This window comes from Sphingomonas oryzagri, from assembly GCF_029906645.1.
Lineage (GTDB): Bacteria > Pseudomonadota > Alphaproteobacteria > Sphingomonadales > Sphingomonadaceae > Solisphingomonas > Solisphingomonas oryzagri.
In genome coordinates this window covers 1675623-1701319 of the sequence record NZ_JARYGZ010000001.1, presented here as the reverse complement: position 1 = coordinate 1701319, position 25697 = coordinate 1675623, and the positions used below count along the sequence as shown (strand labels likewise).

The 25697-nt window shown below is 67.3% G+C and carries 28 protein-coding genes and 1 tRNA gene; 19 read left to right on the top strand and 10 right to left on the bottom strand.

What is annotated here, in order from left to right; all coding sequences use genetic code 11:
* Positions 1-24: 24 nt before the first annotated feature.
* Positions 25-801, top strand: a complete 777-nt coding sequence (locus tag QGN17_RS08320) for a SapC family protein (protein ID WP_281044014.1) — start codon at positions 25-27, stop codon at positions 799-801.
* Positions 802-825: 24 nt separating this feature from the next.
* Positions 826-1383 carry a cytochrome b gene (locus tag QGN17_RS08315; protein ID WP_281044013.1) on the top strand — a complete coding sequence of 186 codons (558 nt, stop codon included), beginning with the start codon at positions 826-828 and terminating at the stop codon, positions 1381-1383.
* Positions 1384-1597: 214 nt separating this feature from the next.
* Here QGN17_RS08315 and QGN17_RS08310 read toward each other — a convergent pair whose 3' ends face one another.
* Positions 1598-2461 carry an N-formylglutamate amidohydrolase gene (locus tag QGN17_RS08310; RefSeq protein ID WP_281044012.1) on the bottom strand — a complete coding sequence of 288 codons (864 nt, stop codon included), beginning with the start codon at positions 2459-2461 and terminating at the stop codon, positions 1598-1600.
* A gap of 132 nt (positions 2462-2593) precedes the next feature.
* On the opposite strand from QGN17_RS08310, the gene cpdR reads away from it, so the two are divergent.
* Positions 2594-2974 carry a cell cycle two-component system response regulator CpdR gene (gene cpdR / locus QGN17_RS08305; protein ID WP_022689131.1) on the top strand — a complete coding sequence of 127 codons (381 nt, stop codon included), beginning with the start codon at positions 2594-2596 and terminating at the stop codon, positions 2972-2974.
* Positions 2975-3031: 57 nt separating this feature from the next.
* Positions 3032-3106: transfer RNA gene (locus QGN17_RS08300), tRNA-Val, on the top strand.
* A gap of 129 nt (positions 3107-3235) precedes the next feature.
* Here QGN17_RS08300 and QGN17_RS08295 read toward each other — a convergent pair.
* The 8 genes from QGN17_RS08295 to QGN17_RS08260 all read right to left on the bottom strand — a co-directional run bounded on the left by QGN17_RS08295 (position 3236) and on the right by QGN17_RS08260 (position 9731).
* Positions 3236-3691, bottom strand: coding sequence for a c-type cytochrome (locus QGN17_RS08295; protein WP_281044011.1), 456 nt, complete (start codon positions 3689-3691; stop codon positions 3236-3238).
* A gap of 189 nt (positions 3692-3880) precedes the next feature.
* Positions 3881-4237, bottom strand: coding sequence for a DsrE family protein (locus QGN17_RS08290; protein ID WP_390902647.1), 357 nt, complete (start codon positions 4235-4237; stop codon positions 3881-3883).
* Positions 4225-4974 carry a HesA/MoeB/ThiF family protein gene (locus QGN17_RS08285; protein ID WP_281044009.1) on the bottom strand — a complete coding sequence of 250 codons (750 nt, stop codon included), beginning with the start codon at positions 4972-4974 and terminating at the stop codon, positions 4225-4227. Before QGN17_RS08285 ends, QGN17_RS08290 begins: the two co-directional genes overlap by 13 nt.
* Positions 4975-4979: 5 nt before the next feature.
* Entirely contained in the window at positions 4980-5429 is a 450-nt protein-coding gene (dut, locus tag QGN17_RS08280; RefSeq protein WP_281044008.1) for a dUTP diphosphatase, read from the bottom strand.
* Positions 5426-6676: a bifunctional phosphopantothenoylcysteine decarboxylase/phosphopantothenate--cysteine ligase CoaBC gene (gene coaBC / locus QGN17_RS08275; RefSeq protein WP_281044007.1), complete on the bottom strand. Its 1251-nt coding sequence runs from the start codon at positions 6674-6676 to the stop codon at positions 5426-5428. Before coaBC ends, dut begins: the two co-directional genes overlap by 4 nt.
* 40 nt (positions 6677-6716) lie before the next feature.
* On the bottom strand, positions 6717-7625 hold the full coding sequence (locus QGN17_RS08270; protein ID WP_281044006.1) for a 50S ribosomal protein L11 methyltransferase: 909 nt from the start codon (positions 7623-7625) through the stop codon (positions 6717-6719).
* On the bottom strand, positions 7615-8331 hold the full coding sequence (locus QGN17_RS08265) for an SDR family NAD(P)-dependent oxidoreductase (RefSeq protein WP_281044005.1): 717 nt from the start codon (positions 8329-8331) through the stop codon (positions 7615-7617). The genes QGN17_RS08270 and QGN17_RS08265 overlap by 11 nt, the downstream gene beginning before the upstream one ends.
* 41 nt (positions 8332-8372) lie before the next feature.
* Positions 8373-9731 carry a methyl-accepting chemotaxis protein gene (locus QGN17_RS08260; RefSeq protein WP_281044004.1) on the bottom strand — a complete coding sequence of 453 codons (1359 nt, stop codon included), beginning with the start codon at positions 9729-9731 and terminating at the stop codon, positions 8373-8375.
* 184 nt (positions 9732-9915) lie between these two features.
* On the opposite strand from QGN17_RS08260, the gene sdhC reads away from it, so the two are divergent.
* The 4 genes from sdhC (at position 9916) to QGN17_RS08240 (ending at position 13079) form a co-directional block, all read left to right on the top strand.
* Complete coding sequence (gene sdhC, locus QGN17_RS08255) at positions 9916-10362, top strand: succinate dehydrogenase, cytochrome b556 subunit (RefSeq protein ID WP_281044003.1); 447 nt, start codon at positions 9916-9918, stop codon at positions 10360-10362.
* Complete coding sequence (sdhD, locus tag QGN17_RS08250) at positions 10362-10751, top strand: succinate dehydrogenase, hydrophobic membrane anchor protein (RefSeq protein WP_281044002.1); 390 nt, start codon at positions 10362-10364, stop codon at positions 10749-10751. The genes sdhC and sdhD overlap by 1 nt, the downstream gene beginning before the upstream one ends.
* A complete protein-coding gene (sdhA, locus tag QGN17_RS08245) occupies positions 10751-12553 on the top strand; it encodes a succinate dehydrogenase flavoprotein subunit (protein ID WP_281044001.1) in 1803 nt (600 codons plus the stop codon). The genes sdhD and sdhA overlap by 1 nt, the downstream gene beginning before the upstream one ends.
* A 76-nt stretch (positions 12554-12629) precedes the next feature.
* Entirely contained in the window at positions 12630-13079 is a 450-nt protein-coding gene (locus QGN17_RS08240) for a hypothetical protein (RefSeq protein ID WP_281044000.1), read from the top strand.
* A 9-nt stretch (positions 13080-13088) separates the two neighbouring features.
* Here QGN17_RS08240 and QGN17_RS08235 read toward each other — a convergent pair whose 3' ends face one another.
* Positions 13089-13832 carry an SDR family NAD(P)-dependent oxidoreductase gene (locus QGN17_RS08235; protein WP_281043999.1) on the bottom strand — a complete coding sequence of 248 codons (744 nt, stop codon included), beginning with the start codon at positions 13830-13832 and terminating at the stop codon, positions 13089-13091.
* 261 nt (positions 13833-14093) lie between these two features.
* Here QGN17_RS08235 and QGN17_RS08230 point away from each other — a divergent pair, with 261 nt between their 5' ends.
* The 11 genes from QGN17_RS08230 to lpdA all read left to right on the top strand — a co-directional run bounded on the left by QGN17_RS08230 (position 14094) and on the right by lpdA (position 25696).
* Positions 14094-14888, top strand: coding sequence for a succinate dehydrogenase iron-sulfur subunit (locus tag QGN17_RS08230; protein WP_281043998.1), 795 nt, complete (start codon positions 14094-14096; stop codon positions 14886-14888).
* 3 nt (positions 14889-14891) lie between these two features.
* Entirely contained in the window at positions 14892-15368 is a 477-nt protein-coding gene (locus tag QGN17_RS08225) for a PaaI family thioesterase (protein ID WP_281043997.1), read from the top strand.
* Positions 15369-15372: 4 nt separating this feature from the next.
* Positions 15373-16485 (top strand): cell division protein ZapE, encoded by a 1113-nt coding sequence (gene zapE / locus QGN17_RS08220; protein ID WP_281043996.1) that lies wholly within the window; start codon positions 15373-15375, stop codon positions 16483-16485.
* Between the two features lie 146 nt (positions 16486-16631).
* On the top strand, positions 16632-16967 hold the full coding sequence (locus QGN17_RS08215; protein WP_281043995.1) for a heavy metal-binding domain-containing protein: 336 nt from the start codon (positions 16632-16634) through the stop codon (positions 16965-16967).
* Positions 16968-16971: 4 nt separating this feature from the next.
* Positions 16972-17274, top strand: coding sequence for a hypothetical protein (locus tag QGN17_RS08210; RefSeq protein ID WP_281043994.1), 303 nt, complete (start codon positions 16972-16974; stop codon positions 17272-17274).
* A 143-nt stretch (positions 17275-17417) separates the two neighbouring features.
* Positions 17418-18380, top strand: coding sequence for a malate dehydrogenase (gene mdh, locus QGN17_RS08205; protein WP_281043993.1), 963 nt, complete (start codon positions 17418-17420; stop codon positions 18378-18380).
* Positions 18381-18391: 11 nt separating this feature from the next.
* Positions 18392-19054 (top strand): hypothetical protein, encoded by a 663-nt coding sequence (locus QGN17_RS08200; RefSeq protein ID WP_281043992.1) that lies wholly within the window; start codon positions 18392-18394, stop codon positions 19052-19054.
* 36 nt (positions 19055-19090) lie between these two features.
* Positions 19091-19981 carry a succinate--CoA ligase subunit alpha gene (gene sucD, locus QGN17_RS08195; RefSeq protein ID WP_022690100.1) on the top strand — a complete coding sequence of 297 codons (891 nt, stop codon included), beginning with the start codon at positions 19091-19093 and terminating at the stop codon, positions 19979-19981.
* 91 nt (positions 19982-20072) lie between these two features.
* Positions 20073-23000: a 2-oxoglutarate dehydrogenase E1 component gene (locus QGN17_RS08190; protein WP_281043991.1), complete on the top strand. Its 2928-nt coding sequence runs from the start codon at positions 20073-20075 to the stop codon at positions 22998-23000.
* A 30-nt stretch (positions 23001-23030) separates the two neighbouring features.
* Complete coding sequence (odhB, locus tag QGN17_RS08185) at positions 23031-24233, top strand: 2-oxoglutarate dehydrogenase complex dihydrolipoyllysine-residue succinyltransferase (RefSeq protein ID WP_281043990.1); 1203 nt, start codon at positions 23031-23033, stop codon at positions 24231-24233.
* A gap of 71 nt (positions 24234-24304) precedes the next feature.
* Positions 24305-25696 (top strand): dihydrolipoyl dehydrogenase, encoded by a 1392-nt coding sequence (gene lpdA / locus QGN17_RS08180; RefSeq protein ID WP_281043989.1) that lies wholly within the window; start codon positions 24305-24307, stop codon positions 25694-25696.
* Position 25697: the final 1 nt, after the last annotated feature.

The following is a 25697-nucleotide window of genomic DNA, read 5'->3' as shown; positions in this document are numbered from 1 at the left end:
GGATTTTGTCAGGAGTATGATGTCATGGCGAGCGCACCTGAGCAGGGCCTGCCGCTTTTCTACAACGATCTGATTCCGATCTCGAACCAAGAACATGCCGACTGGAAGCTGCGGGCGATCGAGGGGGCGAGCTTCCTCAAGAACGCGCACGCCGTGCCGCTGCTGGTCGAGGAGTTCATCCAGGCGAGCCGCTTCTATCCGATCGTCTTCTCGCTGGGCGAGAATCCGGTGCCGCTGGCGCTGATGGGCCTGAACGAGGGCGTGAACGCCGTGGTCGACGAGCGCGGCATGTTTCCGGACGACTGGTACGTGCCGGCCTATGTCCGCCGCTATCCCTTCCTGCTCGCGCGCCTGCGCCCGGACAGCGACGATCTGTCGCTCTGCGTCGATCCGACGTCGGACGTGTTCGGCCAGTATGACGAAGGCGAGCCGGTGTTCGAGGATGGCGCGCCCAGCGAGCGCACCAAGGCGATCCTGCAGTTCTGCGAGCAGATCGAGCAGGCCGGCACGCTGAACAACGCCTTCTTCGCCGATGTGAAGGAGCAGAAGCTGCTGACCGACGGCGAGTTCACCGCGCAGCCGACCGGCGCGCCGCAGCCCTACGTCTATCGCGGTTTCCAGATCATTTCGGAAGATGCGGTGAAGAATCTGCGCGGCGACGTCGCCCGCAAGTGGCTGCAGAACGGCCTGATGCCGCTGGTCTACGCGCACCTCTTCTCACTGCAGCGTATGGCCGATATCTTCGGCCGTCAGGCGCAGCGCGGCCAGCTGCCGCCGCCGAATGGAACGATGCTCGGCTAAACGAGCGATAAAAGGGAACGGGATATGGGGACTGCGTTCGATGCCGGCGGGACGACCCGCTACACGCGGGTGGCCATCGCGCTGCACTGGACGATCGCAGTCCTCATCATCCTCAATCTCGGCATCGGCCTGTTCGGGGATTCGCTCCCTGCAGGCGCCTTCGGCGTCCACAAGTCGATCGGCATGACCGTGCTGCTGCTTTCCGTGATCCGCCTTGTCTGGCGCTTCACGCACCGGCCGCCGCCGCTGCCCGCCACCGTCAAGCGCTGGGAGAAGGGGCTGGCGCACGCCGTGCACTGGCTGCTCTACGCGCTGATGATCCTGATCCCGCTATCGGGCTGGGTGTTCACTTCGGCCAGCCCCAAGCGTCATCCGTTGACTTTCTTCGGCCTCTTTCCGCTGCCGATGTTCCCGGTGGCGCAGGACAAGCAGATCAGCCACACGGTGGCCGAGCGGCATGAGCAACTCGCCTGGCTGATGATCGCGCTGCTGGTGCTGCACATTGGCGCGGCGCTGAAGCACCGCTTTCTCGATCGCGACCGTACGCTCGATCGCATGGCGCCCGGTGCGGGGCCGGCCTGAGTCAAGCATTTTATCGGCCAGACTACACATTTAGTCGAAGCCGTGATTTTTTTGCATCGAATCTCTTGAACCAATCGCGCGTTCGCCTATTTTAGCAAGTGCGCGGTCATGCCCCCCTTCGTGATCGCGCATGACGCACCTTCGGGTGCGTTCCTCCCTGAACCTTGGCCGCTCCGCGTGTAAACGCGGGGCGGTTTTTTTATCCGGCAGGCTCCTATTCGGCCGCGAGCAGATGGCCGGGCGCCTCATCCTCCAGCGCGGCGGCGATCGCGGCGATCAGGCGGCGCGCGCCGGCAAGACCATCGGTCGGCGTGCGCAGCCTCGCATCCAGATAGAGGCTGCGATCCACCTCGATCTGGATTGCGTGCCGACCGGCGCGGGGGGCGCCATGCCGATCAAGCGTGTGCCCGCCGGCATAAGGGTGGTTGCGCGCCACGGTGAGGCCCTCGCGCCGGGCGGCATCGATCGCGGCCGACACGAAGCGCGGCTCGGCCGATCGACCGTGGCGATCGCCGATGACCACCTGCGCGTTGCCGCTCCGCCCGCCCAGTGGTGGCATCGAATGGCAATCAATCAGGATGGCGATGCCATGCACCGCCTGCGCCTCGTCCATCGCCTGCGCAATGGCGCCATGATACGGGCGGTGGATCTCATCCATCCGCCGCTCGATCTCCTCGGGGCCGAGCGGCCTCGCCCAGACCGCGCCGCCGGCCGCGATCCGGCTCGGGATCACCCCCAGGCCGCCCGCCACCTTCACCGATGCCAGCAGGGCGCCCGGCTCGGCGGTGCCGCCCAGCAGCGCCGGATCGATCTCTCGCTCGTCGCGATTGAGATCGATGCAGGCGCGCGCCATCCGCGCGACGATCGCTACCGCGCCGGCCTGCACCGCGTCGGCCACCAGCAGGTCTGCGTGGCGATCCTCGATGGTCTCCAGCGCGTGCTGGGGCAGGCGTGCGGCGGCCAGTATCTCGGGCGGATAGAAGCGGCCCGCGTGCGGCACCGCGATGACCAGCGGCGAGCGCGCGCCGACCTGTCCCAACCTGGCATAGACGCGCGGTTCCGGCGGATGCGTAGCCATGCTAATCTGCTAGGGAAGCAAGGCGCGTCGGGCAAGCGTTCGGCACTTGCCGAATCTTAACGATCGACGCGCCAGGGACGGGCCGGGCCCGTCATGGATCAAGATGGCCGGCGGGGGCGTTTGGAAGCGACGATGATCAGGATTCTGCTGGCTGAAGACGATAATTCGATGCGCGAGTATCTCGCCCGCGCGCTGGAGAAGGTCGGCTACCACGTCACCGCGGTGGATTGCGGCACGGCGGCGCTGCCGCTGCTGGAGAGCGAGCCGTTCGACCTGCTGCTCACCGATATCGTGATGCCGGAGATGGACGGCATCGAGCTGGCCCAGCGGGCCGGCCGCATCGCGCCTGACATGCGGGTGATGTTCATCACCGGCTTCGCGGCGGTGGCGCTGAAGGGCGGCATCACCCACCCCAATGCGAAGGTGCTGTCAAAGCCCTTCCACCTGCGCGATCTCGTGCTGGAAGTGGACCGAATCTTCGGTCTTGGCAGCGTTGCGGAGGGCGACCTGTAAAAAAGGCGGGAAAGCCGCTTGCCATCGCCGGGGAGCATGGCTAGAGGCACCCCCCACGGGCGTGTAGCTCAGTGGTAGAGCACTGTGTTGACATCGCAGGGGTCGCAAGTTCAATCCTTGCCACGCCCACCAGATCAAGCCTCGGAAGACTTCGGTTTTCCGGGGCTTTTTCATGTTCGCTGGCCTGCATCCTCCGCCGCGCCGGTTCGCGCGGGAGGGGCGGCGGTGTTCGGCGTATGCGCCTGGGTTCTGGAGGGGTATCTAGCGCTCGGTTCGCAGGCCCTGGCACCGGGCAGCGGCGGGCACGCCGCCGTTGCGCGCCAGCCACGCGATGACGTCCGCCCGGTCGGCGCCGTCGGGTAGTCCGCCGAAGGTCATCTGTGTGCCCGGCACGGTCCGCATCGGATCGGCGAGCCAGTCGTCCAGGCGTGCGCAGGTCCATGTGCCGCCGAACGCCTTGAGCGCGCCGGTATAGCCGAACCGCTTGCTGCCGGTCGCGACCGGCCGGCCGAGTATCGCCCAGAGATTCGGCCCGTTCCGATCACCCGCGCCCTCGCTGATATTGTGGCAGGCGGCGCAGCGGTAGAAGATCTGGCGTCCATAGTCCGCATCCGCTTCGGCCAGCCGCTTCGACAAGGGCGCGTTGGACGCGACGCGATGTGCCGGACGGCCATCGGAACAGGCGGCCAGTGCGATCACCACGGCAAGGGTGAGCACGATGCGGGTCAAGGAATTGGCGCAGGCGTAAGGCGATCGGCGCCTGTCCTCCTCATCGGCCGCCAGCCGACCCTCGCCGCAGCATGGGCAATGGCGCCTGTGCCTGTCCGGATCGGCGGCAGAAGCGGCCAGTCTTGCGGGGCGGGGGATGCGGGCATCGATGGCTTCCTCCTGGCTGATCGTCCGCTCTCAAATGGTGACGAGACGATCCTCGCCCAGCGCCGCCAGCACACTCACCGGGCCACCATATTCCACCCGCGCGTCGAGCCGGTCGGCGGTGATCCCCATCAAGGCGAGACCGCTCTGACAGGCGATGATACCGACGCCGAGCGCCAGCGCCTCCTCGCACAGCTCGCCGAGGATCGGCAGGCCGGCGGCGCGGTAATCCTCGTCGTGGCGGTCCAGCATCGGCTGCGCCAGCGCCACCACCGCCTCGCCCTGCGTAAAGATGCGAGCAGGCCCGCCCAGCGCGGCATTGGCGGCCGCCAGTTCGAGTGCGGCGCGCAGGCCCTGCGGGCGGGTCACGATGATGGTCAGGCCGCGCACCGGCACCCCGGATCCTTGGGCACGGCGATGGTACGGAAGCGGAAGGCGAGGGCGTCGACCAGCAGCAGCTTGCCCGCCGTCTCCTCGCCGAAGGGGACGATCTGGCGCACCGCCTCGATCGCCGCCAGACTGCCAAGCACACCGGTCAGCGCGCCGAGCACGCCCTGGTCGGCGCAGCTCACGTCCGGCCGATCGGGGTCGTTGCCGACGAGGCAGCGGTAGCAGGGGCGCCCGTCCTCCCAGCCGCGATAGACAGCGAGCTGGCCCTCGAACTGGCCGACTGCCGCCGACACCAGGGGCACGCGCGCCGCCGTGGCCGCATCGGAAACGATCAGGCGCGTGGCGAAATTGTCGGTGCCGTCCACCACGACGTCGATCCCGTCGAGCAGGCGTGCGGCGCTCTCCGCATCGAGCCGCCTGTCGACCGGCAGGAAGCGCACGTCGGGGTTCATTCGCTGCACCACGTTGGCGGCGGCGACAACCTTCTTGGCGCCGACGTCGCGCGTCGCGAACAGCGTCTGGCGCTGGAGGTTGGAGAGCGAGACGATGTCGTCGTCCACCACCGTCAGCTTGCCCACGCCGGCGGCGGCTAGATACTGGATCACCGGCGACCCGATCCCGCCCGCACCGACGATCAGCGCGTGGGCGTTGAGCAGGCGCGTCTGCCCGCCGCCGCCGATCTCCTTGAGGACGATGTGGCGGGCGTAGCGATCGAGCTGGGCGTCGGTGAGGATCATGTCTCTCAAGGGAGCGAGTGGCGCCCCGTCGAGCCGAAGCCGCCGGCCCCGCGCGCCGTCTCGTCCAGCGTCTCGACTTCGAGGAAGCGTGCGGCGGTCACCTCGGCGGGGACCAACTGCGCGACGCGCTCGCCGCGCTTCACCTCGAACGGCTCGGCGCCGAGATTGGCGAGGATCACCTTCACCTCGCCGCGATAATCGGCGTCGATCGTGCCGGGCGTGTTGAGGCAGGTGATGCCGTGCTTGAGCGCAAGGCCCGAGCGGGGACGGACCTGGATCTCGTAGCCCGCCGGGATCGCCACCGCGAAGCCGGTCGCCACCGCATGGCGGTCCCCCGGCCCGAGCACGATGTCCTCGGCCGAGACGATATCGAGTCCTGCCGCGCCGGTGGTGGCGTAGGCGGGGGCGGGGAGGCCTTCGCCGTGCGGCAGGCGCTTGAGCTGGATCTCGATCATCGGGGCTCCGAAAGGGCGTCGGCGATGCGGGCGGCGAGCTGCTCCGCCACCGCCTGCTTGGGAAGGTTGGGCCAGTCCTCGACGCCGTCGCGGGTGACGAGGTGGATGCTGTTGCTGTCGCCCCCCATAACGTCGCCAGAGACGTCGTTGGCAACGATCCAGTCGCAGCCCTTGGATGTCAGCTTGGCCTGCGCGTAGGCGATCACGTCGTTGGTCTCGGCCGCGAAGCCGATGACGAGGCGGGGGCGTCTGGCCGAGCGGGCAAGACCGGCGAGGATGTCCGGGTTCTGCACCAGCGCGAGCGCGGGCGGTGTGCCGTCCGGCTGCTTCTTGATCTTCTGCCCGGCGGCATCGACGTGCCAGTCCGCCACGGCGGCGACCATGATCGCGGCGTCGGCGGGCAGCGCGCGCTCCACAGCCGCCTGCATCTCGCGGGCGCTCTCGACATCGACGCGCTTCACGGCGGGGGGGGTGGGCAGCGTGACGGGGCCGGCGACCAGAGTCACCTCGGCACCCAGCCGGGCGAGCGCCTCGGCGATCGCGAAGCCCTGCTTTCCGGACGAGCGGTTGGCGATGTAGCGCACCGGGTCGATCGGCTCGTGCGTCGGCCCGGCAGTCACGACGATCTTGCGGCCGGTGAGCGCGCCGGAATAGCTCGGGTTGCTGGCGGGTGCGGGCGCCACGTTCAGCAGCCGTGTCGGAACCGGCCGGGTCAGTGCATCCTCGATCGCCGCGACGATCGCGTCCGGTTCGGGCAGGCGACCGGGGCCGAACTCGCCGCAGGCCATCAGGCCCTCGTCCGGCTCCATCACGATCACGTCGTCGGCGCGCAGTTGCGCCACGTTGCGCTGGGTCGCCGGATGCAGCCACATCCGCACGTTCATCGCGGGCGCGCACAGCACCGGCTTGTCGGTGGCGAGCAGGAGCGTGGTGGCGAGATCGTCGCATATGCCCGCCGCCATTCGCGCCATCAGGTTGGCGGTGGCGGGGCAGACGACGACGAGATCAGCCTCGCGCGAAAGCTCGATATGCCCCATCTCCACCTCATCCTTCAGCTCGAAGAGCGAGGTGTGGACCGGCTGCTCGGAGAGCGCGGCGAGGGTGAGCGGGGTGATGAACTCGGCCCCCGCCTGCGTCAGCACGCAGCGGACGGTGTGGTCGCGCTTGCGCAAGGTCCGCAGCACTTCGCAGGCCTTGAAGGCCGCGATGCCACCGCCGACGATCAGGAGGATGCGCTTGGGTTCCACGCGGCCTCACATGGCGCGGGCGAGGCCGCGTGTCGAGGCCTCAGCGCACCCGCCGCCGCTTCCGCAGCATCAGGATCGACCAGTCGCCATTCTCGATCGTGTCCGCTAGCCGCATCCCCTCGCGACGATAGGCGGCGGTCACCGCCTCAGCTTGCGTGTTGAGTAGCCCGGCGAGGATCAGCGTGCCGCCCTCCGCGATCGTCTCGGCGATGGACGGCGCCAGCTCGATCAGCGGCTGTGCGAGGATGTTGGCGATCACGAGATCGAAGGGCGCCAGCTCGCGATAGAGCGGATGGTTCACCCCCTCCGCCACGGCCAGCGCCAGCCGCTCCTCGTTGACGCGGTTGGCCTGTGCGTTCTCGGCGGTCACCTCGATCGAGATGGGGTCGATGTCGGTCGCCACGGCGTGTGCGCGCGGCCACAGCGCCATCGCGGCGAAGGCTAGGAGGCCGGTGCCGGTGCCGACGTCGGCGATCATCCGGTAGCGCGCGCCCTGCCGCTTCAGCCGGTCGAGCATCATCAGGCAGCCGGTGGTGGTGTAGTGATGCCCCGTCCCGAAGGCGCGGCCGGCATCGATGCGGAACACCGTCGCGTCAGACGGGATCACCGCGCCGTGCGCCGAGGTGTGCACGTAGAAGCGCCCCGCCCGGATCGGCTCCAGACCGGCCTGGCTGAGCGTCACCCAATCCTGTTCCTCCACCCTCTCGACGGTGGGCTTGAGCTTCGCGGCGGACGGCACCAACGCCTTCACCGCCGCGATCACGGCGGCCGACGGCTTGCCCTCGGTATAGGCCTCGACCACCCAGTCCTCGGGCCGATCCTCGTCCGGCTCCAGAGTGTTGAGCACGGGCGGCTCCTCCATGCCGGGGAAGGGATCGGTGGCGAAGGCGAGCGCCTCGCCTTCCTCGCGCGTGCAGGGGAGCGTGATCTTCCAGCTTTCAACGGACATAGCTTGCCCCATTCACATCGATGACGGACCCGGTGGCGGATGCCGGCGCGTCGAGTGCGAGCCAGCGGACGGTTTCGGCCACCTCGGCGGGATCGGCCACGCGGCCGAGCGGGATGTCGGCGAGCAACTTGTCGCCTCCGCGACTGGACAGATACTCCTCTGCCATGCCGGTCATGGTGAAACCGGGGCAGACCGCGAAGGCGAGGATGTTCTGTGCCGCATAACCGCGCGCGATGCTTTTTGTCATCGCCACCATGCCGGCCTTGGAGGCCGCATAGTGCCAGTGCGCCGGCGAGTCGCCGCGATACGCGGCGCGGCTGGCGACGTTGACGATGCGGCCGCCGCCCGTTCGCCCGGAGAAATGCTGCACTGCCAGCCGGCACAGTTCGGCCGATGCGGTCAGGTTGATCCGCATCGTCCGCTCCCATGCGGCGAGCCAGTCGGCATCGGGCAGGTCGATCGGTGCGGCCTCGAAGATGCCGGCATTGTTGATGAGGACGTCGATGCGGCCGTCCAGCCGGTCGAGCGCCTCGGCCCACAGCGCGCCGGCGGCGCCGGGTTCGTCGAGATCGGCGGGAACGGTGCCGTCGGCGCCCGGCCGGCTGGCGTGGCCGATCAGGCGGACCTCCGGTCGGTCGAGTCGTGCGGCGATCGCGGCGCCGATACCCCGGCTGGTGCCGGTGGCGAGGATGTGGATGCGGTCCATGGCGAGGGCGGCGTAGGCCGCCGTCGCGCATGGGGCAAGCGTCAGGCCGCGATGCGGTTCACGAACTCGCCGGTGGTGCTCTCCAGCCGGGCGAGCTGATCGTCGACCGAGCGGAAGCCCGATTCGATGCGGTCGATGTCGGAGGCGACGCTCTCGGTATCGACGCGGATCGCGGCGATCGTGCCGGACATCGAGTCGGCGGCGAGCGCGGTCTCGTCGACGGCGGCGGTGATCATGGTGACGGTCTGCGCCTGTGCCTCCATCGCCTCGCGGATGCGCTGGGCGGAGGTCTGCACCTCGCTCACGATGTCGCGGATCGAGCCGTTGACGTCGAGCGTCTGGCGCGAGGCGGACTGGATGGCGGCGATCTTGGCGGCGATGTCGTCGGTGGCGCGCGCGGTCTGCGACGCCAGCGACTTCACCTCCTGCGCGACGACCGCGAAGCCGCGGCCGGCATCGCCGGCGCGGGCTGCTTCGATCGTGGCGTTGAGCGCGAGCAGGTTGGTCTGGCCGGCGATGTCTCGGATCAGGCCGAGGATCGATTCGATCGCCTGCGCATGGCCGGAGAGCGCATCGGCCACGACCACCGCCTGCGTAGACTGGTCGGCGGCGCGGGTGGCGACGCCGGCGGCGATCTCCACCTCGCGGCGGGCATCCTCGATGGCGCGGATCAGGCCGGCGGCGGTCTGCGCCGCCTCGCGCATCGCCACGGCCGACTGCTCGGCGGCGGCGGCGACCTCGCTGGCCTTGCCCAACATGCCGCGCGCGGAGTGCGAGGTCTGCACGGTCTGGTCGCGCAGCGAGGACGAATCGGTCAGCGTCGTGCCGAGGATCGCCGTCATCTGCTGGCGGAATTCGCTGCCGGCGCTGGCGCGCTCCTCAATGGAGCGGACGCGGTAGATCTTGGTGATCTCGGAGAAGAGGATTTCAAGCTCGATCGTGCCGAGCCGACGCAGCGTCTCCTCCGCCTCGTGGACGAAGGCGGTGTCATCGCCATGGCGCTCGCGCACCAGTTCCAGCATCGACTGGCCCATCTCGAAGATCAGGCGGACGACGTGCGGGGTCGGAACATCGCGCTCGACGATGAAGCCGCCCTGCGCGGCGATCGAGCGGACCCACTCGGCATCGATCGCGCCGCTGAGCCGACGGCGCTGGAGATCGGCGAAGAAGGTGCGGAAGGTCTCGGCATCATGAGCAGGCACCAGGCCGATCTCGATGCCGATCTCGATGCGGCGGGCGACCGAGACGGTCACGAGATCCTCGCCGATGCGCGCCCACAGGGCGCCAAGCGCACGGCCGAAAGCCCCATCGCCATTATAGGCCTGCAGCCGTTCCTGCACGGCGCGATCGCTCAGCCGCACATCGCGCAGATGGGGTCGGCTGGGGGAGGCGTAGGTCATCTCGGCACTCACTCCGCAAGTCATGCTTCGCGCTTGTGATAGGCGCCCAGTGGTAAACGAGCCGTTATGCACGCCCTGTCAGGATGCCGAAAAACGGCCTTTGGTTTTCCCGCCATTCATGTTGCATCGCGCCACGGTTTGGACCAAAGACCCTCCCGACAAAGAAGATCGAGGGTGAAAGACCGTGTCCCGAAACGCCGCCCGGCCGCTGTCCCCGCATTTGAGCATCTGGAAATGGGGGCCGCACATGCTGGTCTCCATCCTGCATCGCGCCACCGGCACGGCGCTGGCGATCGGCGGGGGCGTGATCTTCACCTGGTGGCTGGTCGCCGCGGCGATGAGCGGCGCCGCCTACGACGTTTTTTATCACTGGATCGTCCAATCCGATCCGATGAGCACGAATGAAAGCCTGCAGAAGCTGGTCAACCTGCTCGCCAAGCTGGTGGGCATCGGCCTGACCTGGAGCATGTTCCAGCACATGGCGACCGGCGTGCGCCACTTCGTGCTGGATACCGGCGCCGGCTACGAGCTCAAGACCAACCGGATGGGCGCGCTCCTCACCATCGCCTTCTCGATCACCGCGACATTGGTGGTCTGGGCGATCCTCTGCTTCACCGGGAAGGTATTCTGATGGGTACGGGAACCGGCCTTGGCCGCGTGCGGGGCCTTGGCTCCGCCAAGTCGGGCACGCATCACTGGTGGCTGCAGCGGGTGACCGCCGCCGCCAACCTGGTCCTGATGATCTGGTTCATCGTCTCGATCGTGCGCCTGCCGGTGCTCGATCACCAGGCGGTGGTGCTGTGGCTGAAGTCGCCGCTGGTCGCGGTGCCGCTGGTGCTGCTGGTGCTCTCCACCTTCTGGCACATGCGCCTCGGCCTGCAGGTCTTCATCGAGGACTATGTGCATGAGGAAGGCAACAAGGTCGCCGTCCTGCTGCTGCTCAACGCCTACGTCTTCCTGTGCGGCGCGCTCTGCGTCTTCTCGATCCTCAAGATCGCCTTCGGCGGGGTGCCGGCATAATGTCGAACAGCTATAAGATCATCGATCACGTCTATGACGCCGTCGTCGTCGGCGCCGGCGGATCGGGCCTGCGCGCCACCATGGGCTGCGCCGAAAAGGGCCTGAAGACCGCCTGCATCACCAAGGTGTTCCCGACCCGCAGCCACACCGTGGCGGCGCAGGGCGGCATCGCGGCCAGCCTCGGCAACAACACGCCGGATCACTGGACCTGGCACATGTTCGACACCGTCAAGGGATCGGACTGGCTCGGCGACCAGGACGCCATCGAATATATGGTGCGCGAGGCCCCGGCGGCGGTGATCGAGCTCGAGCATGCCGGCGTGCCGTTCAGCCGCAACCCGGAAGGCACGATCTACCAGCGCCCGTTCGGCGGCCATATGCAGAACATGGGCGAAGGCCCGCCGGTGCAGCGCACCTGCGCCGCGGCGGACCGCACCGGCCACGCCATGCTCCACGCGCTCTACCAGCAGAGCCTGAAGTATGACGCCGACTTCTACATCGAATATTTCGCGCTCGACCTCATCATGGAGGATGGCGTCTGCAAGGGCGTGATCGCGCTCTGCATGGAAGACGGCACCATCCACCGCTTCCGCAGCCACGCCACCGTGCTGGCGACGGGCGGCGGCGGTCGCATGTATTTCTCGGCGACGTCCGCCCACACCTGCACCGGCGACGGCGGCGGCATGGTGCTGCGCGCCGGCCTGCCGCTGCAGGACATGGAGTTCGTCCAGTTCCACCCGACCGGCATCTACGGCGCGGGCGTGCTCATTACCGAAGGCGCGCGCGGCGAGGGCGGTTACCTCACCAACTCCGAAGGCGAGCGCTTCATGGAGCGCTATGCCCCGTCCGCGAAGGACCTCGCCTCGCGCGACGTCGTCGCCCGCTCGATGGCGATGGAGATGCGCGAAGGTCGCGGCGTCGGCCCGGATGGCGCGTACATCTACCTCCACCTCGATCACATCGACCCGAAGGTGCTGCACGAGCGGCTGCCGGGGATCACCGAGACCGGCAAGATCTTCGCCGGCGTCGACCTGACCCGCCAGCCGCTGCCGGTGACCCCGACCGTCCACTACAATATGGGCGGCATCCCCTGTAACTATCACGGCGAGGTCGTGACGTTGAAGGACGGCGATCCGGACAGCGTGGTGCCCGGCCTGTTCGCGGTGGGCGAGGCGGCCTGCGTTTCGGTCCACGGCGCCAACCGCTTGGGGTCCAACTCGCTGATCGATCTCGTGGTGTTCGGCCGGGCGACCGGCTTCCGCATCGCCGAGCTGGTCCAGCCCAACAGCAAGCACGGCCCGATCGTGACGGCGGCGGACGACAAGGCGCTCGCCCGGCTCGACCATTACCGCAACGCGAACGGCTCGACCAAGACGGCCGACATCCGCCTCGACATGCAGCGCACGATGCAGAAGCACGCCGCCGTGTTCCGCGACACCGCGCTTCTGGCCGAAGGCGAGAAGCATATCGACGAGGTGTACGCGAAGCTCTCCGATGTGCAGGTTTCCGATCGCTCGCTGATCTGGAACACCGATCTGATCGAGACGCTGGAGCTGGACAACATGCTCCCTCAGGCGGTGATCACGATGCACTCGGCCGCCAACCGCAAGGAAAGCCGCGGCGCGCACATGCACGAGGATTTCCCGAAGCGCGATGACGCCGAGTGGATGAAGCACACGATCGCCTGGTTCGACTATGCGAACGGCTCGAAGGATCTGGTGAAGATCGATTACCGCCCGGTCCACGACTACACGCTGACGGACGATGTAAGCTACATCAAGCCGAAGGCGCGCGTTTACTGATCCGGTTGCGTCGCCGGCTTCGTTCCGGCGGCGTCAACACTTTGGCAAAGTCTGGCGGGCTATCGTGCGGCCTGTCATGTCCGATTGGGAAATCGTCCGGCGGCCCAGACTGGAGCCGCACAGCGGCAGCGGTGCCGATCCGAGTGCGGATTGGCGGCGCTTCGTGCTGGAGCAGGTCGGCTATGACGAGGTCGGTCGCGCGCGGAGTGCGCGGCGGGCGGATCGGCTCCGTGCGTTGCGGCGCTTCCTTGGCGGCATCATTTTCGGGCTGATCGTGTTCGCGCTGGCCTTCGGCGCGACGCTGGCCGTGCAGGCGTTCAGGGCAGGGCGGTTCGATCGCTATCTGCCGAAGCCCGCCGAGGTTTCCACGCCGCCGCCGCCGTCCGCTCGGTGGGCGCGTGAGGCTCCGCCCGAACCGACGGAATTCCGCGACGCCCACAAGGAATTGCAGAATCCCTTCGCGCCGCCTCCGCGCGCGCCGTCGCCCGATACGGACGACGGCGGCTCGGAAGAAGGCGGCGACTGAGCAACCTGCTCAGATCGAGGCGCCGCCGTCTATGTCGATCGCGGCGCCGGTGATGAAGCTCGCCTCGTCGCTCGCCAGGAAGGCGGTGAGCGCGGCGATCTCCTCCGGCCGGCCATAACGGCCGAGCGCGATGGCGGAACGCTGGAAGTCGGACATCGGGCCGTCCGCCGGGTTCATGTCGGTATCGACCGGGCCGGGCTGCACCACGTTGACGAGGATGCCGCGCGGGCCGAGGTCGCGCGCCCAGGCTCGCGCCATCTGGCCGACCGCCGCCTTGGTCGCGGCGTAGACCGAGCCGCCCGCGAACGCCATGTAATGCGCGTTGATGCTGCCGATGATCAGCACGCGGCCTTGATCGCGCAGGTGCGGAATGGCAGCGGTGGTCGCGGTGAACACCGCCTCGACATTGACGTCGAACGACTTGCGATACTGTTCGGCGGTCAGCGTGCCGACGGGTGCGATCTCCAACACGCCGGCATTGTGGACGAGGATGTCGATCCCGCCCAGCGTCGCCGCCGCATCGTTCACCGCTGCGGCGACAGCAGCCTGATCGCGGAAGTCCGCCTGGATGGCGTGCGCGGTGCCGCCGGCCGCGACGATCTCGGCGACCACAGCTTCGGCGGACGCCTTGTTGCCGCCATAGGTGAGGGCGACGGCTGCGCCATCGGCGGCGAGCCGCTTCGCGATCGCCGCGCCGATGCCGCGCGATCCGCCGGTGACGAGCGCCGTCTTGCCGGAAAGGGCCTGGCTCATAATCTGTCTCCATCTGAATGGGCGGCAAGGACGCCGTCCTTGGCCTGAGAGATGGACCTCGTAACCCTCGCGATGAAGTCGGCAAATTTCGTTTATGTTTATCGGGATTCTAGAAAAGACATTCGCCCGGCGTGGCACGGTGCGCTTTGCCTCGCCTGACCGACGGCCTCCCGCACCTATCCGTTTAGCGCGGTGCAACATAGCGGTTTGACACGCGGCCACGGGGCGCTAACGGGGAAGCGAACGCGAAAGGATCGTCTCGTGGCCGAATTCTCTCTCCCCGCGAACTCGAAGATCAAGGGCAAGGGCAAGACTTACAAGTCCACGTCCGGCGGGTCCAAGAAGCGCAGCTTCAAGATCTACCGCTACGATCCCGACTCGGGCGAGAATCCGCGCTACGATCGTTATGAGCTGGATCTCGACGAGACCGGCCCGATGGTCCTCGACGCGCTGATCAAGATCAAGAATGAGGTCGATCCGACGCTCACCTTCCGCCGCTCCTGCCGCGAGGGCATCTGCGGTTCGTGCGCGATGAATATGGACGGCAAGAACGGCCTCGCCTGCACCACCGCGATCGAGGATTGCGGCGGCGGCAAGGGCGAGTTGCAGATCACGCCGCTGCCGCACCAGGACGTGGTGAAGGATCTGGTTCCGGACCTCACCCACTTCTACGCCCAGTACGCCTCGATCAAGCCGTGGCTGCAGACCGTCACCCCGGCGCCCGCCGGCAAGGAGCGCCTGCAGTCGCCGGAGGATCGCGAGAAGCTGGACGGCCTCTACGAGTGCATCCTGTGCGCTTGCTGCTCGACCTCGTGCCCGAGCTACTGGTGGAATTCGGACCGTTTTCTCGGCCCGGCGATCCTGCTGCAGGCCTATCGCTGGCTGGCCGACTCGCGCGACGAGATGACCGGCGAGCGTCTGGACGAGCTGGAAGATCCGTTTCGCCTCTATCGCTGCCACACCATCATGAACTGCGCGAATGTCTGCCCCAAGGGTCTCTCGCCCGCCAAGGCGATCGCGGAGATCAAGAAGATGGAAGTCGAGCGCGCGGTCTGATCCATGGCGATCAGCCCCGGAATGGGTGACGGCGCCGGCGAGCCCCGCATGGAGGCCGCCGACGCCGATGGCTTCATCGGCGTCACCTACGACGACGGCCGCTTCAACAGCATCTTTCGCGGGATCAGGGCGCGCAAGGAGAGCGAAAGCGTCTCGCGCGTCCGCATCGAAACCGGTTTCGATCGCACCAACAACGCCGATGCGCTGCATGGCGGCTTCATGCTCGCCTTCCTCGATCACGCCATCTTCATGGGGCCGATCGCGGCGGGGCGGTTGCCGATGGGCGGCCACTCGGTGACGCTGGGTATCTCCACCCAGTTCGTCGCGCCCGGCCGTCCCGACATGCCGCTCGATTGCGTGGTCGAGATCGTGAGCGAGACCGGCCGGCTGATGTTCGTACGCGGCCAGCTGGAGCAGGGCGATCGCGTGGTGCTCACCTATCAGGCGACGCTGCGCAAGATGTCCCGCCCGACGGGCTGAGGCGATGAGCCGCGTCCTTTCCCGCTACGACGCGCTGGTGTCCGCCGGCGAGTTGCGCCCCGATCCCGCCCAGCGCGCGATCGCGCAGCGGCTCGACGCCTGCGCCGCCGCGCTGGAGCAGGCGCCCAAGCGCGGCACGGTGCTGTGGCGGGTGCTCGGCAAGCGGCCGGAGCCGGTGAAGGGGCTCTACCTGTGGGGCGGGGTGGGGCGCGGCAAATCCATGCTGATGGACCTGTTCTTCGCGCAGACCGACATCCGGCAGAAGCGCCGCGTCCACTTCCACGAATTCATGCAGGAGGTGCACGAGCGGCTGCGCGTCGAGCGATCGCGCGAAGTGGCGGACCCGGTGATGCCGGTCGCCGACGCGATCGCGGAAGAGGCGCGGCTGCTGGCGTTCGACGAGATGATCGTCACCAACTCGGCCGATGCGATGATCCTCAGCCGTCTGTTCACGCGGATCATGAGCCATGACGTCACGGTGGTGGCGACGTCCAACCGCGCGCCCGCCGATCTCTACAAGAACGGCCTCAATCGCGAGCATTTCCTTCCGTTCATCGCACTGCTGGAAGAGAAGCTCGACGTGATCGCGCTGGACGGCGAGACCGATTACCGCCTCGCGCGCCTCGCCGGCTTTCCGACCTGGTACGTGCCCAACGGCAAGGCCGCGACCGAGGCGCTGAGCCGCGCCTTCTTCCGCCTCACCGACTTCCCCGTCGAGGATCGCGCCAACGTGCCGTCGGAAGATATCGCGGTGCCCGGCGGGCGGACGCTGCACGTGCCCAAGAGCCTGAAGGGCGTCGCTGTCTTCTCCTATGCGCGCCTGTGCCGCGAGCCGCGCGGCGTGCCGGACTATCTCGCCATCGCGCGGCGCTATCATACGGTGATCGTGGTCGGCATCCCGCAGTTCGATGCCGACCGGCGCAACGAGGCCACGCGCTTCAAGCTGCTGGTCGATACGCTCTATGAGCACGGCGTGAAACTGCTCGCCGCCGCCGATGCCGAACCCGGCAAGCTGTATGCGGGCGGCGACGACGCCTTCGAGTTCGAGCGTACCGTCTCGCGCCTGATGGAAATGCAGTCGGCAGATTATCTGGCGAAGGGCCACGGCGTTTCCTGAGGCCTTCTCCCCTCCCTGAAAGGGAGGGGGCGGGGGTGGGTTCGCCTGAGGCGGGCGCATCGCGATCCTGAGAAGAACCCACCCCTAACCCCTCCCTTTCAGGGAGGGGGACTGCTATCTTCACCTGAGCAACAGGGGAGGGCCGGATGCCCGAAGGCGTGATCGTTTCCACCACCGAGAAAGTCGCGGGCCACCGGACCGTCGCAACGCTGGGCCAAGTATTTGGCGTGGTCGTCCGCTCTCGCGGGATCGGCGGCAACATCGCGGCCGGGCTGCGCTCGATCATCGGCGGCGAGATCAAGGAGTATACCGCGCTCGTCGAAGAGACGCGACGCCATGCGGTCGACCGACTGATCCAGAACGCGACACTGATGGGGGCCAACGCGGTCGTGATGATGCGGTTCGACTCGGGGTCGATCGGCCAGACGATGAACGAGGTCGTCGCCTACGGCACCGCCGCGATCATCGAGCCGGAAGCCTGAGGCGATGCTGCGATCGGTCATCGCCGTCGTCTCGATCGTGTTCGTCGCCTTCGGGCTGGCGATGACCTGGCAGGATCGCGCCGGCTGGCCGATGCTGGCGATGGCCTTGCTGTTCGCCTTCGGCTGCATGTACGAGCGGCGTTATCATGCCGGCCGCGCGGGGCTTTCGCCCGATGCGCGGTTCCGCCCGACGGGCGAGCGCTTCGTCGATCCGGAGACCGGCCAGGCGATGACGGTATGGGCCGACCAGGCCACTGGCGAACGCCGTTACGTGGCCGATGGCGAGCCGCCCTCGCCAAGCGTGTGAGCAGCCGCAACAAAAAACCACAGAAAGCGCTGTCAGAGCGGTTGCCCCCGCGCGATCATGGGTCTAGGTGGACCCCGCTTTTCCGGCTGGCCGCCGGTTCTCGCGCGGCCGCGCCCACGTTCAGTTCTACCCGTGGAGGCATAATGGCACGCAAGAAGATCGCGCTCATCGGCGCTGGCAACATCGGTGGCACGCTCGCCCACCTGGCCGCGCAGAAGGAACTGGGCGACGTCGTCCTGTTCGACGTCGTGGAGGGCGTGCCGCAGGGCAAGGCGCTCGATCTCTCGCAGTGCGGACCCGTAGAGGGCTTCGACGCCAAGATCACCGGCACCAACGATTATGCCGATATCGCGGGCGCCGACGTGATCATCGTCACCGCCGGCGTGCCGCGCAAGCCCGGCATGAGCCGCGACGACCTGCTCGGCATCAACCTGAAGGTGATGAAGGCGGTGGGCGAGGGCATCAAGGCGCACGCGCCCGACGCCTTCGTGATCTGCATCACCAATCCGCTCGACGCCATGGTGTGGGCGCTGCGCGAATTCTCCGGCCTGCCGCACAACAAGGTGGTCGGCATGGCGGGCGTGCTCGACTCGGCGCGCTTCTCGACCTTCCTCGCGCAGGAATTCGGCGTCTCGATCCGCGACGTGAACACCTTCGTGCTCGGCGGCCACGGCGACACGATGGTGCCGGTGGTCCAGTATTCGACCGTCAACGGCATCCCGGTGCCGGATCTCGTCAAGATGGGCCTCTCCACCCAGGAGAAGATCGACGAGATCGTGAAGCGCACGCGCGGCGGCGGCGGCGAGATCGTCGGCCTGCTCAAGACCGGCTCGGCCTTCTACGCGCCGGCCGCATCGGGCATCGCGATGGCGGAGGCCTATCTGAACGACCAGAAGCGCATCCTTCCGGTCGCGGCCTATGTCTCGGGCGAATATGGTGTTGACGGTCTCTATGTCGGCGTGCCGGCGGTGATCGGCGCCGGCGGCGTCGAGAAGGTCGTCGAGATCGAGCTCGACGAGGAGGCCAAGGGTAACCTGCAGGTGTCGGTCGACGCCGTGAAGGAGCTGCTGGTGGCGTGCAAGGGCATCGACTCCAGCCTCAACTGAGGAGTGTTGTGATGGCACGGGTTCGTTCGATTGCGATGGTGTGCGGCCTTGCCGCTCTGGCTGCGCCTGCGATGGCGCAGTTTCCGGAACCGGCGTCGCTCGATCCCGTGCCGCTCTTCAAGCAGATGTGCACCAATGGCGGCGGGCATCTGCCGGGCAAGGTCGTCACGCGGCAGGATTATCGGCGGATGCCGCCCAATGCCCGCGAGGCGCTCAGCCTTGGCGCGCCGTTCGCCGATCATCGCGCCGGTACCTTGTTCGATCCGCTGCCGGTGTCGGACGTCCCCAACGACGTCTACCGCATCGGCAGCGATGGCGAGACCTATCTGTTCATCGCCAAGCCCGATCAGCGCGGCGTCATGTCGGCGTCCTGCGCGGTGGTGTGGAAGGGCAATCATTTCGGTGATGCCCGTCGCGCCATCACCGACATTGCGGGCTTGGCGCCGAACGACTCCTCGATCGATTCCGGCGGTACGGAGGGCATCCAGGCCTTCGGCATCGCGGCGCGGGGCTACGAGATCAAGTCGGCCATGGTCGACGGCTGGACGGTGCTGCGCGCGACGCCGGATGTGACGCGCAACGGCACGCCGGTTTCGCCCAGCACGGGGCTCAGCCCCCAAAACTCATTGCAGGTGCATCAGAAGAGCAACGGCGAAACCGTCGTTTCTCAATGATCGCGCCGACCGATTTCTGAAGGGACAGGAAGAAGAATGTCGATCCTCGTCAATGCGAACACCAAGGTCATCACCCAGGGGATGACCGGCAAGACCGGCACCTTCCATACGAAGGCGGCGCTCGACTACGGCACCCAGATGGTCGGCGGCGTGACGCCGGGCAAGGGCGGCACGATGCACGAGGAACTGGGCCTGCCCAACTTCGACACCGTGCACGAGGCCGTCGCCAAGACCGGCGCCGATGCGTCCGTGATCTACGTGCCGCCGCCCTTCGCGGCCGACTCGATCCTCGAGGCGATCGACGCGCAGGTCCCGCTGATCGTCTGCATCACCGAGGGTATCCCGGTGCTCGACATGGTGCGCGTGAAGCGCGCGCTCTCCGGCTCCAAGTCGCGCCTGATCGGCCCGAACTGCCCTGGCGTGCTGACGCCGGGCGAGTGCAAGATCGGCATCATGCCGGGCAGCATCTTCTCGAAGGGTTCGGTGGGCGTTGTTTCGCGCTCGGGCACGCTTACCTATGAGGCCGTGTTCCAGACCACCAACGAGGGCCTCGGCCAGACCACCGCTGTCGGCATCGGCGGCGATCCGGTGAACGGCACCAACTTCATCGACGTGCTCGAGCTCTATCTCGCCGACGAGGCGACCAAGTCGATCATCATGATCGGCGAGATCGGCGGCTCGGCCGAAGAGGAAGCGGCGCAGTTCCTGATCGACGAGGCCAAGAAGGGTCGCAAGAAGCCGATGGTCGGCTTCATCGCGGGCCGCACGGCGCCTCCGGGCCGCCGCATGGGCCATGCCGGTGCGATCGTCTCGGGCGGCCAGGGCGGCGCCGAGGACAAGATCGCGGCGATGGAGGCGGCGGGCATCGTCGTCTCGCCCAGCCCGTCCGAGCTCGGTGTGACGCTCTCCCGCGTCCTGAAGGGCTGAACGATTACAACGCGCCGACCATGGGGCCGACGCAAATACGGTAGAAGGCCCGGCTGATAGCGTTCCCAGCCGGGCGTGCGAGGACGGTGACATGGGTTACGAAGGTCAGGATATCGATTTCGCGGGGGCGAGCCCCGCGTTCGTCGAGGATCTGTATCGGCGCTGGCAGCGGGACGAGGCTTCGGTCGACTCCACCTGGGGCAATTACTTCCGCTCGGTCGAGCAGGCGGTATCCGGCCCCAGCTGGCAGCGCTCGAACTGGCCGCTGACCGACACCGACCAACTGACCGCCGGGCTTGACCCCACCCAGATGCAGCCGGCGCCGAAGCCGGCCAAGCCCGGCGCCGCTAAGGCGGCTCCGCAGGCCGAGGAAGCTCCCAAGGCGGCGCCGTCCGGCGCTGCCGTGGAGGCCGCCGCGCTCGACTCGATCCGTGCGATGATGCTGATCCGCACCTACCGGGTGCGCGGCCACCTCGCCGCCAACCTCGACCCGCTGGGCCTCACCAAGCGGGATCTGCCGGCCGATCTGACGCCGGAATATCACGGCTTCACCGAAACCGATCTCGATCGCCCGATCTACCTCGGCGGCACGCTCGGCCTCGATCGCGCCACCGTGCGGGAGATCGTCGACATCCTGCGTCGCAATTATTGTGGCCATGTCGGCCTCGAATACATGCACATCGGCGACGTCGAGGAGCGCCGCTTCCTGCAGGAGCGCATGGAAGGCCGCGACAAGGAGATCATCTTCTCGCCGGAGGGCAAGAAGGCGATTCTCGCCAAGGTGATCCAGGGCGAGCAGTACGAGAAGTTCCTCGGCAAGAAATATGTCGGCACAAAGCGCTTCGGCCTCGACGGCGGCGAGAGCGCGCTGCCGGCGCTGGAAGCGGTCATCAAATATGGCGGCGCGGCCGGTGTCGAGGCGATCGAGCTCGGCATGCCGCATCGCGGCCGTCTCAACGTCCTCGTCAACGTGATGGGCAAGCCGTACCGCGCGGTGTTCAGCGAGTTCGCCGGCGGTTCGGCGAACCCGGAGGATGTCGGCGGTTCGGGCGACGTGAAGTATCACCTCGGCACCTCGACCGACCGCGAGTTCGACGGGATCAAGGTCCACATGTCGCTCGCCGCCAATCCCTCGCACCTCGAGGCGGTGGACCCGGTGGTGCTCGGCAAGGCGCGCGCCAAGCAGACCAAGCTCAAGGATAACGAGCGCGGGAAGGTGCTGCCGATCCTGATGCACGGCGACGCCGCCTTCGCCGGGCAGGGCGTGATCATGGAGTGCTTCGGCTTCTCCGGTCTGCGCGGTTATTCGACGGGCGGCACGATCCACTTCGTCGTGAACAACCAGATCGGATTCACCACCTCGCCGCAGTTCGCGCGCTCGTCGCCGTACCCGACCGACATCGCCAAGATGGTCTCGGCGCCGATCCTGCACGTCAACGGCGACGATCCCGAGGCGGTCACCTTCGCCTGCAAGCTGGCGACCGATTTCCGCCAGACCTTCAAGCGCGACGTCGTGATCGATATGTGGTGCTATCGCCGCTTCGGCCATAACGAGGGCGACGAGCCGGGCTTCACCCAGCCGCTGATGTATGACGAGATCCGCAAGCATCCGCCGGTCTCCGCCATCTATGCCGAGCGCCTGAAGGCCGAGGGCGTGATCGACGACAAGTGGGTTTCCGACGAGGAAGGCCGCGTCGTCGCGATGCTCGACGAGGAGTTCGAGGCGGGCAAGAGCTACAAGCCCAACAAGGCCGACTGGTTCGAGGGCGAGTGGGCCGGTCTGCAGCAGGCCAAGGAGCTCGGCCGCCGCGCCGGTGCGACCGCCGTGCCGCAGGCGCAGATCGACAAGCTGGTGCCGATCCTCACGGAAGCGCCAGAGGGCTTCCACCTGCACAAGACGCTGGCCCGCGTGCTGGACGCCAAGAAGCAGATGTTCGCCACCGGCGAGGGCTTCGACTGGGCGACCGGCGAGGCGCTGGCGTTCGGCACGCTGCTGCTCGACGGCTATGGCGTGCGTCTGTCCGGCCAGGATTGCGTGCGCGGTACCTTCTCGCATCGCCATGCCGGCTGGAACGACCAGAAGGACGGCCACCGCTACTTCCCGCTGTCCGAGGTCGATCGCAGCTTCCAGGTGCTCGACAGCCCGCTCAGCGAATATGGCGTGCTCGGCTTCGAGTACGGCTATGCCTCCACCGCGCCCAAGACGCTGGTGATGTGGGAAGCGCAGTTCGGCGATTTCGCCAACACCGCGCAGGTGATGGTCGACCAGTTCATCTCGGGTTCGGAGAGCAAGTGGCTGCGCTCCAATGGCCTCGTGATGCTGCTGCCGCACGGCTATGAGGGGCAGGGGCCGGAGCACTCCTCCGCCCGTCTGGAGCGTTATCTCCAGATGTGCGCCGAGGATAACATGCAGGTCGCCAACTGCACGACGCCGGCCAACTATTTCCACATGCTGCGCCGTCAGATGGTCCGCGATTTCCGCAAGCCCCTGATCGTGATGACGCCTAAGTCGCTGCTCCGCCACAAGGCGGCGGTGTCGACCATCGCGGACTTCACCGGCGACAGCCGCTTCCACCGCGTGCTGTTCGATCCCAAGGCGCCCGCCGACAAGGATGTGCGCCGCGTGGTGCTCTGCTCGGGCAAGGTTGCCTACGACCTGATGGATGCGCGCGACGAGGCGGGTGATGCCAACACCGTCATCCTGCGCGTCGAGCAGCTCTATCCGTTCCCGAGCGACGTCATCGTCGAGCAGCTCAAGGCCTATACCAACGTGGAGACGGTGGTTTGGGCGCAGGAAGAGCCGAAGAACCAGGGCAGCTGGAACTTTGCGCAGGACCTCGTCGAAGAGTGCATGGTCGATGCCGGCTGCAAGCCGCAGCGCCCGGTCTATGCCGGCCGCGAGGCGTCCGCCGCCACCGCGACCGGATCGGCCAAGCGCCACGCCGCCCAGCAGAAGAAGCTCGTCGCCGACGCGCTGGGTCACACTTCCGAAACTTCGTCGCCGGCCAAGGCCGCCTAAGAACCGAATCCTAGAAAGCAGGACAATCAAATGACCACCGATGTGAAGGTGCCGACACTCGGCGAATCGATCACCGAGGCGACGCTGGGCCAGTGGCTCAAGAAGCCCGGCGAAGCCGTGAAGGTCGACGAGCCGATCGCCAGCCTGGAGACCGACAAGGTCGCGATCGAGGTGCCGGCCCCGGTTGCCGGCGTGATCGGCGCGCTCGTCGTCAACGAGGGCGACACGGTCGAGGTCGGTGCGCTGCTCGCGACGATCGAAGAGGGCGGTGCCGCCGCCGCTCCGGCCAAGGCGGAAGAGAAGAAGGAGGCCGCTCCGGCCACCGCCGCGCAGCAGGCGCCCGCCGCTTCGGGCAAGACCAGCGATGCGCTGGCGCCTTCCGCCAAGCGCGCCGCGGGCGAGACCGGCATCGATCCGTCCACCGTCACCGGCACCGGCCGCGATGGCCGCGTGACCCGCGTCGATATCGAGGGTGCCGCCGCTTCCAAGCCGGCCGCTGCTCCGGCGGCGTCGGCTCCGGCCTCGTCGGGTGGTCGCAAGGAAGAGCGCGTCAAGATGACGCGTCTGCGCCAGACGGTCGCCAAGCGCCTGAAGGAAGCGCAGAACACCGCCGCGATGCTCACCACGTTCAACGACGTGGACATGACCGCGGTGATCGAGGCGCGCGCCAAATACAAGGATCTGTTCGAGAAGAAGCACGGCGTCCGCCTCGGCTTCATGGGCTTCTTCGTGAAGGCCGCCGTGCAGGCTCTCCGCGACATCCCCGCCGTCAACGGATCGATCGAGGGCGACGAGATCGTCTATCACGATTATGTCGACGTCTCGGTCGCCGTCTCGGCCCCGAATGGCCTGGTCGTGCCGGTGATCCGCGATGCGCAGGACCTGTCGGTCGCCGGCATCGAGAAGACGATCGGCGATTTCGGCAAGCGCGCCAAGGACGGCACGCTGAAGATGGAAGAGATGAAGGGCGGCACCTTCACCATCTCCAACGGCGGTGTGTTCGGCTCGCTGATGTCGACCCCGATCATCAACCCGCCGCAGTCGGCGGTGCTGGGCCTCCACCGTATCGAGGATCGTCCGGTGGTGGTGAACGGCCAGGTCGTCGTCCGCCCGATGATGTACCTCGCGCTCAGCTACGATCACCGCCTGATCGACGGCCGCGAGGCGGTGACCTTCCTCGTCGCGCTGAAGAATGCGATCGAGGATCCGACCCGGCTGCTGATCGACCTGTAAGTTCCTATATATCCGGGTGGCGCATCGGGCGGGCGGGTCTCGCCCGCCCGAATGCACGGGAGTTTGATGAAATGGCTGACTACGACTTCGACGTCCTCGTGATCGGTGCCGGGCCCGGCGGCTATGTCGCGGCGATCCGCGCGGCGCAGCTGGGGCTCAAGACCGGCTGCGTGGAAAGCCGCGCGACGCTCGGCGGCACCTGCCTCAACGTCGGCTGCATTCCCTCCAAGGCGATGCTGCACGCCTCCGAGCTGTATGACGCGGCCGCCAACGGCCATCTCGCCAAGCTGGGCATCAAGACGCAGGTCGAGCTGGACCTCGACACCATGCAGGGCCAGCGCATCGATGCGGTGAAGGGCCTGACCGGTGGCATCGAATTCCTGTTCAAGAAGAACAAGATCGAGTGGCTGAAGGGCCATGCCGCCTTCACCGGCACCGATACGGTGCAGGTCGGCGATCGCACCGTGCGCGCGAAGAACATCGTCATCGCCACCGGCTCCTCGGTCACCCCGCTGCCGGGCGTCGAGATCGACCAGAAGGTCGTCGTCGACAGCACCGGCGCGCTGGAGATCGCCAAGGTGCCCGAGAAGATGGTCGTGATCGGCGGCGGGGTGATCGGGCTGGAGCTGGGTTCGGTGTGGAAGCGCCTTGGCGCCAAGGTCACCGTCGTGGAGTTCCTCGACCAGATCCTGCCGGGCTTCGACGGCGAGGTCCGCAAGGAAACCAACAAGATCATGAAGAAGCAGGGTCTGGAGTTCAAACTCTCGACCAAGGTGACCGGCGTGAAGGTCGATGGCGGCAAGGCGACGCTCACCGTCGAGCCGGCCGCCGGCGGCGCTGCCGAGACGATTGAGGCGGACGTCGTCCTCGTCTCGATCGGCCGCAAGCCCAACATCGACGGCCTTGCGCTCGACAAGGCGGGGCTCGCGGTCAACAAGCGCGGCCAGATCGAGATCGACCATGATTTCCGCACCAAGGTGCCGGGCATCTGGGCGATCGGCGACGTCGTGCCCGGCCCGATGCTCGCCCACAAGGCCGAGGACGAGGGCATCGCGGTCGCCGAGAACATCGCCGGCCTTACCGGCATTGTGAACCACGACGTCATCCCGTCGGTTGTCTACACCATGCCCGAGATCGCTGGCGTGGGCCTCACCGAAGAAGCCGCCAAGGAGCGCGGCGAGGTGAAGGTCGGCAAGTTCCCGATGCTCGCCAATTCGCGCGCCAAGACCAACCATGAGCCGGACGGCTTCGTAAAGGTCATAGCCGACGCCAAGACCGATCGCGTGCTCGGCGTGTGGTGCATCGCAAGCGTGGCCGGCACGATGATCGCGCAGGCCGCGCAGGCGATGGAGTTCGGCGCCACCAGCGAGGACATCGCCTACACCTGCCACGCCCACCCGACCCACTCGGAAGCGGTGAAGGAAGCGGCGATGGCCGTGACGGGGAAGCCCATCCATATCTGAG

What these genes read in the sequence shown, in the direction of transcription:
- sdhD (WP_281044002.1), top strand. Translation starts at nt 10,362, where the DNA reads ATGGGTACGGGAACCGGCCTTGGCCGCGTGCGGGGCCTTGGCTCCGCC.
- QGN17_RS08315 (WP_281044013.1), top strand. Translation starts at nt 826, where the DNA reads ATGGGGACTGCGTTCGATGCCGGCGGGACGACCCGCTACACGCGGGTG.
- QGN17_RS08235 (WP_281043999.1), bottom strand. Translation starts at nt 13,832, where the DNA reads ATGAGCCAGGCCCTTTCCGGCAAGACGGCGCTCGTCACCGGCGGATCG.
- cpdR (WP_022689131.1), top strand. Translation starts at nt 2,594, where the DNA reads ATGATCAGGATTCTGCTGGCTGAAGACGATAATTCGATGCGCGAGTAT.
- QGN17_RS08190 (WP_281043991.1), top strand. Translation starts at nt 20,073, where the DNA reads ATGGGTTACGAAGGTCAGGATATCGATTTCGCGGGGGCGAGCCCCGCG.
- QGN17_RS08225 (WP_281043997.1), top strand. Translation starts at nt 14,892, where the DNA reads ATGGCGATCAGCCCCGGAATGGGTGACGGCGCCGGCGAGCCCCGCATG.
- QGN17_RS08200 (WP_281043992.1), top strand. Translation starts at nt 18,392, where the DNA reads ATGGCACGGGTTCGTTCGATTGCGATGGTGTGCGGCCTTGCCGCTCTG.
- zapE (WP_281043996.1), top strand. Translation starts at nt 15,373, where the DNA reads ATGAGCCGCGTCCTTTCCCGCTACGACGCGCTGGTGTCCGCCGGCGAG.
- QGN17_RS08260 (WP_281044004.1), bottom strand. Translation starts at nt 9,731, where the DNA reads ATGACCTACGCCTCCCCCAGCCGACCCCATCTGCGCGATGTGCGGCTG.
- dut (WP_281044008.1), bottom strand. Translation starts at nt 5,429, where the DNA reads ATGATCGAGATCCAGCTCAAGCGCCTGCCGCACGGCGAAGGCCTCCCC.
- QGN17_RS08270 (WP_281044006.1), bottom strand. Translation starts at nt 7,625, where the DNA reads ATGTCCGTTGAAAGCTGGAAGATCACGCTCCCCTGCACGCGCGAGGAA.
- QGN17_RS08265 (WP_281044005.1), bottom strand. Translation starts at nt 8,331, where the DNA reads ATGGACCGCATCCACATCCTCGCCACCGGCACCAGCCGGGGTATCGGC.
- mdh (WP_281043993.1), top strand. Translation starts at nt 17,418, where the DNA reads ATGGCACGCAAGAAGATCGCGCTCATCGGCGCTGGCAACATCGGTGGC.
- lpdA (WP_281043989.1), top strand. Translation starts at nt 24,305, where the DNA reads ATGGCTGACTACGACTTCGACGTCCTCGTGATCGGTGCCGGGCCCGGC.
- QGN17_RS08215 (WP_281043995.1), top strand. Translation starts at nt 16,632, where the DNA reads ATGCCCGAAGGCGTGATCGTTTCCACCACCGAGAAAGTCGCGGGCCAC.
- sdhA (WP_281044001.1), top strand. Translation starts at nt 10,751, where the DNA reads ATGTCGAACAGCTATAAGATCATCGATCACGTCTATGACGCCGTCGTC.
- odhB (WP_281043990.1), top strand. Translation starts at nt 23,031, where the DNA reads ATGACCACCGATGTGAAGGTGCCGACACTCGGCGAATCGATCACCGAG.
- QGN17_RS08210 (WP_281043994.1), top strand. Translation starts at nt 16,972, where the DNA reads ATGCTGCGATCGGTCATCGCCGTCGTCTCGATCGTGTTCGTCGCCTTC.
- QGN17_RS08310 (WP_281044012.1), bottom strand. Translation starts at nt 2,461, where the DNA reads ATGGCTACGCATCCGCCGGAACCGCGCGTCTATGCCAGGTTGGGACAG.
- QGN17_RS08320 (WP_281044014.1), top strand. Translation starts at nt 25, where the DNA reads ATGGCGAGCGCACCTGAGCAGGGCCTGCCGCTTTTCTACAACGATCTG.
- sucD (WP_022690100.1), top strand. Translation starts at nt 19,091, where the DNA reads ATGTCGATCCTCGTCAATGCGAACACCAAGGTCATCACCCAGGGGATG.
- QGN17_RS08285 (WP_281044009.1), bottom strand. Translation starts at nt 4,974, where the DNA reads ATGATCCTCACCGACGCCCAGCTCGATCGCTACGCCCGCCACATCGTC.
- QGN17_RS08240 (WP_281044000.1), top strand. Translation starts at nt 12,630, where the DNA reads ATGTCCGATTGGGAAATCGTCCGGCGGCCCAGACTGGAGCCGCACAGC.